The sequence below is a fragment of the Variovorax endophyticus genome, from assembly GCF_025376855.1.
Taxonomy (GTDB): Bacteria; Pseudomonadota; Gammaproteobacteria; order Burkholderiales; family Burkholderiaceae_C; genus Variovorax.
The window spans coordinates 77,336-90,602 of the sequence record NZ_JAHUTH010000029.1 but is presented as its reverse complement, the minus strand read 5'-3'; the positions used below and the strand labels follow the sequence as shown (position 1 = coordinate 90,602).

9 protein-coding genes are annotated in these 13,267 nt (G+C 69.3%); 3 read left to right on the top strand and 6 right to left on the bottom strand.

Features of this window, described 5'->3' with window-relative positions; translation table 11 throughout:
• Positions 1-49 precede the first annotated feature (49 nt).
• From KV106_RS30700 to KV106_RS30685, 4 genes are all read right to left on the bottom strand, one after another.
• Positions 50-673, bottom strand: coding sequence for a formate dehydrogenase subunit gamma (locus KV106_RS30700; protein ID WP_261214860.1), 624 nt, complete (start codon positions 671-673; stop codon positions 50-52).
• The gene (fdxH, locus tag KV106_RS30695; RefSeq protein WP_057592954.1) at positions 670-1,635 is read right to left on the bottom strand and encodes a formate dehydrogenase subunit beta; all 966 of its coding nucleotides are present in this window, start codon (positions 1,633-1,635) and stop codon (positions 670-672) included. The genes KV106_RS30700 and fdxH overlap by 4 nt, the downstream gene beginning before the upstream one ends.
• Before the next feature lie 3 nt (positions 1,636-1,638).
• Positions 1,639-4,716, bottom strand: a complete 3,078-nt coding sequence (gene fdnG, locus KV106_RS30690; RefSeq protein WP_261214859.1) for a formate dehydrogenase-N subunit alpha — start codon at positions 4,714-4,716, stop codon at positions 1,639-1,641.
• A gap of 82 nt (positions 4,717-4,798) precedes the next feature.
• Positions 4,799-5,089, bottom strand: a complete 291-nt coding sequence (locus KV106_RS30685) for a hypothetical protein (protein WP_082321945.1) — start codon at positions 5,087-5,089, stop codon at positions 4,799-4,801.
• A gap of 208 nt (positions 5,090-5,297) precedes the next feature.
• Here KV106_RS30685 and KV106_RS30680 point away from each other — a divergent pair, with 208 nt between their 5' ends.
• Positions 5,298-7,814 (top strand): ABC transporter permease, encoded by a 2,517-nt coding sequence (locus tag KV106_RS30680; protein ID WP_261214849.1) that lies wholly within the window; start codon positions 5,298-5,300, stop codon positions 7,812-7,814.
• A 113-nt stretch (positions 7,815-7,927) separates the two neighbouring features.
• Positions 7,928-9,400, top strand: coding sequence for an ATP-binding protein (locus KV106_RS30675; RefSeq protein WP_261214847.1), 1,473 nt, complete (start codon positions 7,928-7,930; stop codon positions 9,398-9,400).
• Between the two features lies 1 nt (position 9,401).
• Here the strand turns inward: KV106_RS30675 and KV106_RS30670 are convergent, their stop codons facing one another.
• Complete coding sequence (locus KV106_RS30670; RefSeq protein ID WP_057592959.1) at positions 9,402-10,307, bottom strand: LysR family transcriptional regulator; 906 nt, start codon at positions 10,305-10,307, stop codon at positions 9,402-9,404.
• Positions 10,308-10,462: 155 nt separating this feature from the next.
• Here KV106_RS30670 and KV106_RS30665 point away from each other — a divergent pair, with 155 nt between their 5' ends.
• Positions 10,463-12,025, top strand: coding sequence for an MFS transporter (locus tag KV106_RS30665; protein ID WP_409976574.1), 1,563 nt, complete (start codon positions 10,463-10,465; stop codon positions 12,023-12,025).
• Positions 12,026-12,039: 14 nt separating this feature from the next.
• On the opposite strand, the gene KV106_RS30660 is transcribed toward KV106_RS30665, so the two are convergent.
• Complete coding sequence (locus tag KV106_RS30660) at positions 12,040-13,266, bottom strand: right-handed parallel beta-helix repeat-containing protein (RefSeq protein WP_261214845.1); 1,227 nt, start codon at positions 13,264-13,266, stop codon at positions 12,040-12,042.
• Position 13,267: the final 1 nt, after the last annotated feature.

Below are 13,267 nucleotides of genomic sequence, written 5' to 3'. Positions count from 1 at the left end.
CCGGACGACTCTACAGCGAATCGCCCGGATCGCAATGCAGGGTGGATGCTCATTCTCCGCGCGTCATCTTGCGATGCCACAGCGGATGGTTGAGCTTGGCCCAGCCTTCGGTGACGGTGCCGCGCGTCATCGCGCGCAGGGTGCCCTTGACCCAGATCGCGGCATAGATGTGCGTGATCACCGAGAGGATCAGCACCACGGCCGAGGCCGCGTGCACCACCACCGCGATGCGCCGCACGAGGATCGGGAAGAAGTGGACGAACCATGGGCTCCAGAACATGAAGCCCGTGACCAGCAGCAGGAGCAGGCTGATGCCGAAGGCCCAGAACACCAGCTTCTGGCCCGCGTTGTACTTGCCCACCGGCGGCATGCTCGACTTGTCGCCCTTGAGCATCTTCGGCGCGTTGGCGATCCACTCGCGGTCGCCGCGGTCGAGGATGTTCTCGCGCCACATCGTGAAGAACAGGAACGCGAAGCCCAGCACCATCAGCACGCCGAGGAAGGGATGCAGGATGCGCGTCCACGGCCCGCCGCCGAACAGGTTGGTGAGGAAGAACAGCGCCGGGTGGAAGAAGGCCAGCCCCGAGAGCGCGGCCGCGAAGAACATGATCGCCACGAACCAATGGTTCATGCGCGTGGCATCGCGGTAGCGGCGAAGGTAGTAGCGGGTCATCGCGTCTCTCCTCGGGTCTCTACTCGGGCCGATGCCGGCGGTTCCTCGATCACCACCACCTCGTCGGGCTTGCCGTCGAGGTCGGCGTCCGGATGGTCTTCCTTGGGCTCGATCGGGCCGGTCTTCATGTAGTGGAAGAAGCTGCCGACCACGGCGCCGATCATCGCCACCATGGCGAGCGGCTTGGCCACGCCCTTCCACAGCGAGACCAGCGGGCTGATCTGCGGATCCTTCGGCAGGTTGGCATAGAGGCCGGGCCGGTCGGCATGCTGCAGCACGTACATGACGTGCGTGCCGCCGACGCCGGCCGGGTCGTAGACGCCGGCGTTCGAGAAGCCGCGTTCCTTGAGGTCGACGATGCGCTCCGACGCGTACTCGTGCATGTCCTCCTTGGTGCCGAAGTGCAGCGCGCCCGTGGGGCAGGCCTTCACGCAGGCGGGTTCGAGGCCCACGCCCACGCGGTCGGAGCACAGCGAGCACTTGTAGGCCTTGTTGTCGGCCTTGCTGATGCGCGGCACGTCGAAGGGGCAGCCGGTGACGCAGTTGCCGCAGCCCACGCAATGCTCGCTGATGAAGTCGACGATGCCGTTGGCGTACTTGACGATCGCGCCCGGCGAGGGGCACGACTTCAGGCAGCCGGGGTCGTCGCAGTGCATGCAGCCGTCCTTGCGGATCAGCCATTCGAGCTTGCCGGCCTCGGGCTCGACCTCGGAGAACTTCATCACCGTCCATGACGAGGGCGTGAGGTCGACCGGGTTGTCGTAGGTGCCGTGCGTGGTGCCGACCTCGTCGCGCAGGTCGTTCCACTGCATGCACGCGACCTGGCAGGCCTTGCAGCCGATGCAGGTCGACACGTCGATCAGCTTCGCGACCTGCTGCACCTGCGGGCGGTTGCGGACCTCGGGCGAGGGCGTGGTGGTGGCCGAGCGGGCGAGGATGTCTAGGGTTTGAAGAGAGGACATCGGTCAGGCCTTCTCGATGTTCACTGTGAAGGACTTGTACTCGGGCGTCTGCGTGTTCGCATCGCCCACGAAGGGGGTCAGCGTGTTCACCAGATACCCGGGCTTCGCGATGCCGACGAAGCCCCAGTGGTTCGGCAGCCCCACGGTATGGACCGTGCGGCCGTCGACCTGCAGCCCGACGATGCGCTTGGTGACGACGGCCACGGCCTTGATGAAGCCGCGCTTGCTCGACACCTTGACCATGTCGCCATGGCCGATGCCCTTCTCCTTCGCGAGCTCCTCGCCGATCTCGACGAACTGCTGCGGCTGGATGATGGCCGAGGTGCGCACGTTCTTGGTCCAGTAGTGGAAGTGCTCGGTGAGCCGGTAGCTGGTGGCCACGTACGGGAAGTCCTTCGGCACGCCGAGTCGCTCGAGGTCGCCCTTGAAGATGCGCGCGGCCGGGTTGGCGCGTGCCTTCTCGTTGTTCGGGTGCAGCAGGTTGTTGACCAGCGGCGACTCGAAGGGCTCGTAGTGCTCGGGCAGCGGGCCCTCGGCCATGCCGGTGGGCGCGAACAGCCGCGCCACGCCCTCGGCCGTCATGATGAAGGGCCGCACCGCGTCGGCCTCCATCGGGTTGGCGTCGGGGCGGATGTCGGGCACGTCGGCACCGGTCCACTGCTTGCCGTTCCAGGCGACCAGCGGCCGCTTGGCGATCCAGGGCTTGCCGGTGGCCGGGTCGGTGGAGGCACCGTTGTAGAGGATGCGCCGGTTCGCGGGCCAGGCCCAGGCCCAGTTCTGCACCATGCCGATGCCGAAGGGATCGGCGTTGTCGCGCCGCGCCATCTGGTTGCCGGCCTGGGTCCAGGCGCCCGCGTAGATCCAGCAGCCGCTGGCGGTGCTGCCGTCGTCGCGCAGCAGGCCGAAGCCCGCGAGCTGCTCGCCGGCCTTGGCCGTCGGCGGCTTGGTCGGGTCCTTCGGATCGAGCAGGTCGGTCAGCGCGCGGCCGTTGTATTCCATCGCCAGTTCCTGCGCGGACGGCGAGTGCGGAATCTTGTAGGGCCAGGTCAGCTTGACGATCGGATCGGGGAAGGCGCCGCCGTCCTTGATGTAGGCCTGGCGCATGCGGTTGAAGATGCCGGCCACGATCTCGATGTCGCCCTTGGCCTCGCCCGGCGGCTCCGCGCCCTTCCAGTGCCACTGCAGCCAGCGGCTGGAGTTGGTGAGCGAGCCGTCCTCCTCCGCGAAGCAGGTGGAAGGCAGGCGGAACACCGTGGTCTGGATGTCTGTGGTCTTGACGTCGTTGAACTCGCCGAAGTTGCGCCAGAACTCGCTGGTCTCGGTCTGAAGCGGATCGATGGTGACCAGGAACTTGAGCTTGGAGAGCCCGTCGACGATCTTCTTCTTGTCGGGGAACGAGCCCACCGGGTTGAAGCCCTGGCAGATGTAGCCGTTGAGCTTGCCCTGGTTCATGAGCTCGAAGGCCTGCAGCACGTCGTAGAGCTTGTCGATCTTCGGCAGGTAGTGGAAGGCCCACTCGTTGTCGGCCGTGGCCGCGTCGCCCCACCACGATTTCTGCATGCTGACGAAGAACTTGGGGTAGTTCTGCCAGAAGCTCATCTGGTTGGGCCGCAGCGCCTTGAGCGCGCGGGTCTTGTAGTAGTCGGGCAGGTTCTGCTCGCTGTCACGCGCGAGCGACATGTAGCCCGGCAGCGAGTTCGACAGCAGCCCCAGGTCGGTCAGGCCCTGGATGTTGCTGTGGCCGCGCAGCGCGTTCATGCCGCCGCCCGGCACGCCGATGTTGCCCAGCAGCAGCTGCACGATGGCGCCGGTGCGGATCATCTGCGAGCCCTGGCTGTGCTGCGTCCAGCCCAGCGCGTACATGATGGTCATGGTGCGCGTGGGCACGCTGGTGCTCGCGATGTACTCGCAGACCTTGAGGAACTTGTCCTGCGGCGTGCCCGTGATGCGGCTCACCAGCTCGGGCGTGTAGCGCGAGTAATGCCGCTTCATCACCTGCAGCACGCAGTTCGGGTCCTGCATGCTCATGTCGACCTTGGCCATGCCGGCCTCGTCGAGCGCATAGCCCCACGACTTCGGGTCGTAGTTGCGCTTCTCGGCGTTGTAGCCGCTGAACAGGCCGTCCTCGAACTTGTAGTCGGGGCCGACGATGAAGGGCGCGTTGGTGTAGTTGCGGACGTACTCGGTCTGGATCTTGTCGTTGCTCAGCAGGTAGTTGATGACCCCGGCGAGGAAGGCGATGTCGGACCCCGCGCGCACCGGCGCGTAGTAGTCGGCCATCGCGGCCGAGCGCGTGAAGCGCGGGTCGACCACCACCAGGCGGGCCTTGTTCTGTTTCTTGGCTTCGATGACCCACTTGAAGCCGCACGGATGCGCCTCCGCGGCATTGCCGCCCATGATCAGCACGACGTCCGCGTTCTGGATGTCCTGCCAATGGTTGGTCATCGCGCCTCTGCCGAACGTCGGGGCCAGACTGGCCACCGTCGGTCCGTGTCAGACGCGTGCCTGGTTGTCGAACACCAGCATTCCGGTCGAGCGGAATGCCTTGTGCGTGATGTAGCCGGTTTCGTTGGACGAGGCCGAGGCACAGAGCATGCCGGAGCTGGTCCATCGGTTGACGGTCTTGCCGTCGGCGTTGGTGGTCTGGAAGTTGGCGTCGCGGTCGGCCTTGAGCAGCTTGGCGATGCGGTCCAGCGCCTCGCCCCAGCCGATGCGCTTCCACTCGGTGCCGCCGGGCTCGCGCACCTCGGGGTACTTCAGCCGCATCGGGCTGTGCACGAAGTCCAGCAGGCCCGCGCCCTTGGGGCACAGCGTGCCGCGGTTCACGGGGTGGTCGGCATCGCCCTCGATGTGGAGGATGTCGGACACCACGTTCTTCGCCTTGTCGCCCAGGCTGTACATGATGAGTCCGCAGCCCACCGAGCAGTAGGGGCAGGTGTTGCGGGTCTCGGTGGTGCGCGCGAGCTTGAAGTTGCGGGCCTCGGCCAGCGCGGCGGTCGGCGAGAAGCCGAGCGCCACGATGCTGGAGCCGACCAGCCCCGCGCTGCTCACGCGGAAGAATTGCCGGCGGTTCATATCCATGACGGAACCTCCGGCGGCGCTGAAGTGGGTTGTCGTTTCATCGTGGTCTTCTTCTGTGGGGCTGGGAACGGAATGGAACTTCTTATTTCGGCGCGGCGCCGTCGCCGCCCGTCGGGGGCGGGGCACCCCCGGACGAGCCGCCACCCTGGCCGCTCATGCCGCCGATGGCCGCGCCGCCTTCGGACGGGCCCTTGTGGGCGGAGGAGGCATCGACCGCATCGCCCGACGCGGCAGGCGTGACGCCCGTGGGACTGGCACCGGAGCCGGCGCCGCCGGAGGCGGCACTCGCGCTCGGCTTGGGATCGCAGGCGGCCAGCAGAACGCCGAGCGCGAGGCACAGGGCGAGAGTGGGCAGACGCTGACATCGTGTCATCGAGACTCCTTGGGGGAAGGGGGTCCGGCGATGGATTCTTCTTGTTCCGGCCGGCCCGGACCTGGCGCCATTGCCGGTCCGTGGAGGCTGGATGTTTGTTGCATCATGCTTCAGCAACTGTCCGCGATCAAGGCCGCGGCGGGTAGGAGAGGGCCGCAATAACCCTCGGATGCGCGGCCCGCCGGGTCGCTCGGCTATCGTCGCGGCCATGAACGCCTCCCTCCGCCTGGGTTGGCGCACGCTCTGGCGCGACCTGCGCGCCGGCGAGCTGCGCCTGTTGATCGTCGCCGTGCTGCTGGCCGTGGCCGCGCTCACTGCCGTCGGCTTCTTCGCCGACCGGTTGCAGGGCGGCCTGAAGCGCGATGCGCGCCAGCTGCTGGGCGGCGACGCGGTGATCGTCAGCGACAACCCGACGCCCGAGGCCTTCGTGGCGCAGGCGCGCTCGCTGGGGCTGCAGTCCGCGGGCACCTACGGATTTCCGACCATGGCGCGGGCCGACGACGCGCAGGGCGGCGCGAGCAAGCTGGTGGCGCTGAAGGCGGTGGCCGAGGGCTATCCGCTGCGCGGCAATGTGCAGACCGCCACCGCTCTCGGCGCGCCGGGCGCGGTCACGCGCGACGTGCCGGCGCCGGGCGAGGTCTGGGTCGATGCCTCGCTGCTCGACTCGCTCGCGCTCAAGGTCGGCGATACGCTGCTCTTGGGCGACACCGGCCTGCGCGTGGGCCGCGTCATCACGCTCGAGCCCGATCGCGGCGCGGGCTTCATGAGCTTCTCGCCGCGCGTGATGCTCAACCAGGTCGACGTGCCGCGCACCGGCCTCGTGCAGCCGGCCAGCCGCGTGGGCTACCGGCTCGCGGTGGCGGGGCCCGATGCGGCGGTGAAGCGCTTCGTCGACTGGTCCGAGGCGCAGATCAAGAAAGGCGAGCTGCGCGGCGTGCGGCTCGACTCCTTCGAGAGCGGCCGGCCCGAGATGCGCCAGACGCTGGACCGCGCCGAGAAATTCCTGAGCCTGGTGGCGCTGCTGGCGGCGCTGCTGTCGGCGGTGGCGGTGGCGCTGGCCGCGCGCGGCTTCGCGGCCAACCACCTCGACGACTGCGCGATGCTGCGCGTGCTGGGCCAGAGCCAGCGCACCATCGCCTGGGCCTATGCCTTCGAGTTCGCGGTGGTCGGGCTGGTGGCCAGCGCGCTCGGCGTGGCGATCGGCTTCGGCGTGCACTACGTGTTCGTGCTGCTGCTGGCGGGCCTGGTCGAGACCGCGTTGCCCTCGGCCACGCTGTGGCCCGCGGCCTTCGGGCTGGGCATGGGTCTCACGCTGCTGTTCGCCTTCGGGCTGCCGCCGGTGCTGCAGCTCGCGCGCGTGCCGCCGCTGCGCGTGATCCGGCGCGACGTGGGCGGGCTCAAGCCGGCTTCGCTGGCGGTGCTGGGCATCGGCGTGGCGGGCTTCGCGGCGCTGCTGATGGCGGCCAGCAGCGACATCAAGCTGGGCCTGATCGCGGTCGGCGGCTTCGCGGGCGCGGTGGCGGTGTTCGCGCTCTTGAGCTGGCTCGCGGTCAAGCTGCTGCGGCGCAGCGTCAACGAAACCACGGCGCCGCGCTGGCTGGTGCTGGCCACGCGCCAGATCTCGGCGCGGCCGGCCTATGCGGTGGTGCAGGTCAGCGCGCTCGCGGTCGGCCTGCTGGCGCTGGTGCTGCTGGTGCTGCTGCGCACCGACCTGGTGGCGAGCTGGCGCAAGGCCACGCCGCCCGATGCGCCCAACCGCTTCGTCATCAACGTGATGCCCGACCAGAGCGAGGCCTTCCAGAAGGCGCTGCGCAATGGCGGCGTCGACAAGTTCGACTGGTACCCGATGATCCGCGGCCGCCTGATCGCGATCAACGACAAGCCCGTGACGCCCGACGACTACACCGAGGACCGCGCCAAGCGGCTGGTGGACCGCGAGTTCAACCTCAGCAACAGCGCCGAGGCGCCCGCGCACAACAGCATCGTGGCCGGCCGCTGGACGCCCGGCGCGCAGGGCGAGGTGAGCGTGGAGGAGGGCCTGGCCGAGACCCTGGGCCTGAAGCTCGGCGACAGCCTGCGCTTCGACATCGGCGGCATGCAGAACGACGCGCGCATCACCTCGCTGCGCAAGGTCGACTGGGGCTCGCTGCATGCCAACTTCTTCGTGATGTACACGGTGCCCACGCTGGCCGACGTGCCCACCACCTACATGGGCGCCTTCCGCGCGCCCGAGACCAAGGGCTTCGACAACGCGCTGGTGCGCGCCTTCCCGAACGTGACCAACGTCGACATGAGCGCCACCATCAACCAGGTGCAGACGGTGCTCGACCAGGTGATCCGCGCGGTCGAATTCCTGTTCGGCTTCACGCTCGCGGCCGGGCTGGTGGTGCTGTTCGCGGCCGTCACCGCCACGCGCGAGGAGCGCGCGCGCGAATTCGCCGTGATGCGCGCGGTGGGCGCGCGCGCCAGCCTGCTGCGCCAGGTGCAGCGCGCCGAACTCGCGGGCGTGGGCTTGCTCGCGGGCTTCCTCGCGAGCATCGTGGCCTCGGTGATCGGCTGGGGCCTGGCGCGCTTCGTGTTCGAGTTCACCTGGACCGCCTCGCCGATCGTGCCGGTGGCCGGCGCGCTCGCCGGTGCGGTGCTCGCGCTGGGCGCGGGCTGGTGGGGGCTGCGCGAGGTGCTGCGCCGGCCCGTGGTCGACACGCTGCGGCGCGCGGCCGAATGAGCTGAGTCGCAAGCAAGGCATCGTGCGCCGATTTTTTTCGCGCGCCGATCGGAAAGGGGCCGGGAGTGCACTACATTCCCCGGCCCTGCTTTTTTGTGAATCGACTTTCCCGCATGCGCCTGGCGTCCTTCCAGATCACCCACTTTCGCTCGATCAACGACAGCGGTCCCATCGAACTCTCCCGGATCACCACGATCCTCGGCCGCAACGACACCGGCAAATCCAACCTGCTGCGCGCGCTGCACAGCCTGAACCCGGCCGAGGGGCCGGTGAGCGCGCTGAGCCCGATCAAGAACTTTCCGCGCCATCGCCGCCTGAGCGAATGCACGGCCGACACGCCCGTGGTCCACACGCGCTGGCGCCTCGAGCCGCAGGAGCAGGCCGAGCTGGTGCGCCTGCTGCCGCGCGCGTCCGGTGTGAGCCACGTGACCGCGGGCCGCGGCTATGGCCCGGCGCGCTGGGCCGGCCTCGAGGGCCTGGGCGACCTGTCGATCGATGTCGGCGATGCCAAGGGCAAGATCCGCAAGATCGTGCCGGCCGTGAAGGCCGCGGCCGAGAAGCTGGCCGACGAACTGCGCGCGCCGCTCGAGCAGGCGGCCGATGCCTTCGATGGCGCGATGATCCTCAACCCCGACCTGCTCAAGTGGTCCGAGGGCGCGCAGCTCGCCCTGGCCGCGCTGCGCCAGGCATTGGCCGCGGCCGGTGCCGAGCTGGCCGACAAGCCCGCGCAGATGGTGACCGAGCTCGAGGAGCTGTCGCTGTCGATCGTCAGCGACGGGCCCGCGCTCGCGCGCGCCAAGGACTGGATCCTCGCGCGGCTGCCGCGCTTCGTGTTCGTCGACGAGTACCCCGCGCTGCAGGGCCGCCAGAACATCGCCGACTACCTCTCGAGCGAGGCGCGCGACCACCTCTCGAGCGCGCAGCGCAGCTTCGGCACCCTGTGCCGCGCCGCCGGCCTCGACCCGCGCGAGCTGCATGCGCTGCACGAACGCGGCGACCAGGCCACGCGCAACCAGCTCGTGAACCGCGCGGGCGCGGCGATGACCGCCGAGATCCGCCGGCTGTGGAAGGACCGGCCGCTCAAGGTGCGCTTCAACCTCGACGGCGAGGAGTTCGACACGCTGGTGTCCGACCCGGGCGGAGCCTATGAGGTCGAGGTCGGTCTCGACGAGCGCAGCCGTGGCTTCCAGTGGTTCTTCGCGTTCCACGTGGCCTTCTTCGCGGGCTTGCGCGGCGAGGCCGGCGAGCAGGGTGATGGCGGCATCGTGCTGCTGCTCGACGAGCCCGGCCTGCACCTGCATCCGCGCTCGCAGGCCGACCTGCTCGCGCACTTCGAGCAGGACTTCGCGCAGCAGATCGTCTACACCACGCACTCGCCCTTCATGGTGCCGGCCGGCGACAAGGCCTCGGTGCGGATCGCGCAGCTCGAGGGCGGCGCGGGCACCACGCTGAGCAGCCGCGAGCTGGCGGCGATCGGCGGCAATGCGCGGATCGGCGCGCTGTTCGACCTGGCGCAGGAGCCGCCGGCGGCGCCAGCCGAACCGGCCGCGGTGGCCGAAGCGGCAGTGGCCGCCGTGGCCGCCTGAGTCAGTCGCGCCCGACGTCTTCGTCGGTCGGCGGCGGAAACATCCGCTCGACCGCGAAGTCCACGAAGGCCCGCACCTTCGGCGACAGCTGCCGGCTCGACGGCCACAGCGCCGAGAACTGGCCGCGGTGCGTGACGTGGGGCACGAGCACGCGCTGCAGCTCGCCGCGCGCCAGCGCATCGCGCGCGAGGAAGTCGGGCATGAAGGCGATGCCGAGCCCGGCGATGGCGGCGCCGAGCATGGCCTCCATGTTGTTGCACAGCATCGTGCAGGGCAGCCGCTCGGGCAGGCCCGGCAGGGTCCAGTCCTCGATGCGCGTGCCGGTCACGAACTTGTAGCGCAGGCAGGCATGGCCGGCGAGGTCGGCCGGCTGCTGCGGCACGCCATGGCGCGCGAGGTAGGCCGGCGCGGCCACCAGCAGGAAGCGGAACGGCCCGAGCCCGCGCGCCACCAGCCGCGAATCGACCAGCTCGCCGCTGCGGATCGCCACGTCCACGCCCTCGGCGATCACGTCGACCAGCCGGTCGTTGAAGTCGAGGTCGAGCTCGATCTGCGGATAGCGGGCCTGGAAGTCCGGCAGCATCGGCAGCAGGAAGCGGTAGCCGATGGTCGGCAGGCTCACGCGCAGCCGGCCGCGCGGCTGGGCCACGGCGTCCTGCATCATGGCGCGCGCATCGTCGAGCTCGTCGAGGATGCGGCGGCAGCGCTCGTGGAACATCGCGCCTTCCTGCGTGAGCCGCACCTGGCGCGTGGTGCGGTTGAACAGCCGCAGGCCCAGCTGCTGCTCGAGCCGCGCCACGTTCTTGCCGACCGCCGAGGCGGAGATGCCGAGCAGCCGTCCCGCCTTGGCGAAGCTCAGCAGGTCGGCCGCCCGCACGAAGGATTCGAGGCCGCTGAAACTGTCCATCGATTGGCAACCTCAGGTTGGGAGTGAGTGGAGTTGTGCCTCCATTCTCTTTGCATTCAATCATTTTTATCTTCTCTTCACGCCGATGAGGGCGTCGGCCGGGCCTCCGGACCGGCGCCGCCCGGCCTGTCTTCGGTCCTGCGTGAAGGGTGTCCATGTCTTCTTCTTTTCCGTCTTCGTCTTCCCCGGCGCCACGCCCGTACTGGCTGCTCGCCGCCGTCTGCCTGGCCGCGATCGGCATGCCGCTGAGCTTCACCGGCCCGGCCGTCGCGCTGCCCGCGATCCATGCCGCGCTGGGCGGCAGTCCGGTGCAGCTCAACTGGGTCACCAATGCCTTCATGCTGAGCTTCGGCGGCACGCTGATGGCGGCCGGCGCGCTGGCCGACGCCTGCGGGCGCAAGCGCGTGTTCGTGCTCGGGCTGCTGCTGATCCTGCTGGGCAGCCTGTTCGCGGTGTGCGCGCCGGGCATCGTGTGGTTCGACCTCGCGCGCGCCGCGCAGGGGCTCGGTGCGGCCGCCGCCTTCGCCGCCGGCACCGCCGCGCTGGCGCAGGTCTTCGACGGTGCGGCGCGCACGCGCGCCTTCAGCCTGATCGGCACCTCGTTCGGCGCCGGCCTCGCCTCGGGCGCGCTGCTCGCGGGCTGGCTCGGCGAACGCTTCGGCTGGCAGGCCGTGATGTGGAGCCCCGCGCTCGTGAGCCTCGCGGCGCTGGCGATCGCCGCGGCGTGCATGCGCGAGTCGCGCAACCCGCAGGCCGTGGGCCTCGACGTGCCCGGCACCCTGAGCTTCACGGGCGCGCTGAGCCTGCTGACCCTGGGCGTGCTGCAGGCGCCCGACAGCGGCTGGGGCAGCCCCTGGGTGATGGGCGCGCTGGCCGGCGCCGTGCTGCTGGGTGTCGTCTTTGTCGCGATCGAGCGCCGCGTCGCGCATCCGATGCTCGACCTGACGCTGTTCCGCTATCCGCGCTTCGTCGGCGTGCAGCTGCTCGCGAGCGCGCCGGCCTACGCCTTCGTCGTGCTGCTGGTGCTGCTGCCGATCCGCTTCGTCGGCCTCGAGGGGCGCGATGTGGCCGAGACCGGCCGGCTGATGCTCGCGCTGTCGGGGCCGATCCTCGTCGTGCCGACCCTGGCCGCGTGGCTCGCGCACCGCTTCCCGGCCGGCGCCATCTCGGCCGTGGGCCTGCTGGTCTGCGCCGTGGGCCTCTATGCGCTCGGCCGCTGTGCACCGGGCGCGGCACCGCGCGAACTGCTGCTGCCCCTGCTGCTGATCGGCGGCGGCATCGGCCTGCCCTGGGGCCTGATGGACGGGCTCGCGGTCGGCGTCGTGCCGCGCGAGCGCGCGGGCATGGCCTCGGGCATCTTCAACACCGTGCGCGTGGCGGGCGAGGGCATCGCGCTCGCGCTGGTGGGGGCGGCGCTGACGGCGCTGGTGGGGGCGCGGCTGGCGCATCTGCCGGGCGTCGGCTCCCTGGCTTCGGGATCGTCGGCCGCGTCGCAAGCCGCGCAGCAGGTCACGACCGGCGGCCTGCAGCAGGCGCTCACGCTGCTGCCGGGCCTGGACCGCGCCGCCGTGCTGCAGGTGTATGGCGACGCCTTCGCCACGCTGCTGCTGGGGCTCGCGGCCGTGACGGTGCTGACGGCGGTGGTGGTGTTCGCGTTCCTGCGCGGCGAGGAACAGGCGCAGGGCGCCGAGGCGGCGCTGAACTGCCCGGCGTCCTGAGGGGCGCCCGCGCGTCAGTCGAGCCGGATGTTCGAGCCCTCGAGCCGGGCCTGGCCGGCGCCCAGCGGTTGCACCTTGGCGTCGTCGGCTTCCACGTTCGTGAAGTCGACCGTGCGCACGATGGTGTTGCCGAGCAGCTCCAGCGTGCCGATGCGGCTGTGCTGCAGCTCGAGGCGGCCGAACTCGTTGCCTTCGAAGCGCACATGGGCGCTGCGCAGGTAGGTGGCGTCGAGGTGGTCGATGTGGCTGTTGCGGAGGGTGAAGGTCTGGTTGACTTGAGGGGTGACGCCTTCGGCCTTGGAGCCGACGAGGCCGAAGCTGAGTTCGACGGGCTTGCCGCCGCCAAGGAACTGGACGTTGTCGATCGTTGCGTGCAGCGTATCGGCCGACACCAGCTTGAACGGGGAAGGCCCTTGCGGGCTGGACTTGAACTGGCTGTCGCGGACGGTGATGCGCAGCCCGCCACCGATGCGCGCCAGCAGCGATTCACCGCGCACGCGCTCTATCAGGATGTCGCCCTTCACCTCCGCGCGATTGAAGTCCAGGTGATCGACGACCGTGTCGCGTACCGTCAGTGAGGCGAGGCCCGCGGGCACCATGTTGAAGAGCCCCCTAAGCCGGCAGTTCTCGATGAGGACGGTGGCGTTCTCAGGGTGATAGGACACGCCGTCGAAGTCGCAGTCCCTGGCGACCAGGCCCGTATCGGCACTGATGTCGAACCACTTGATCACGCAGCCCAGAAAGGTCGCGTCGCCGTAGGTGCCGATCGCGCCCTGGCGGTTCCTGTCGCTGCTCGAGCCGATGAAGCGGCATTTTTCGAACACCACGTTCCTGCTGCCTCGCTGGCCGCCCCAGTTCGAGTTTCCCTGGGAATAACAACCGTGGAAGCGCACGTCGGTCATGACGCCGAATTCGATGACGCCGGCGAAGTGGCAGTTGCGAAATTCGACATTGGCCATCGCTTCGAGGCGGATCTGGTAGCCGCCCGTGAAATCGCAATCGACGAACTTCAGATGGCGCCACACCTGTCCGTGAAACTGCGTGCCGTCGAACGATGCCCCTTCGATGACCATCGGCGCATTGCCTGTCTCCTTGGCACGCGCGGCATCGTCCTTCAGGTACTCGAAGGTCTTGCCGAATTCCTTGATGTCTTTCTTCATGAGGCGGCAGCTGGTCAACAGTGGGATGGAAGGCGCGATCGACAGGCTTGCGATCGAGGTGAACAGGTGGCGGCGTTGCATG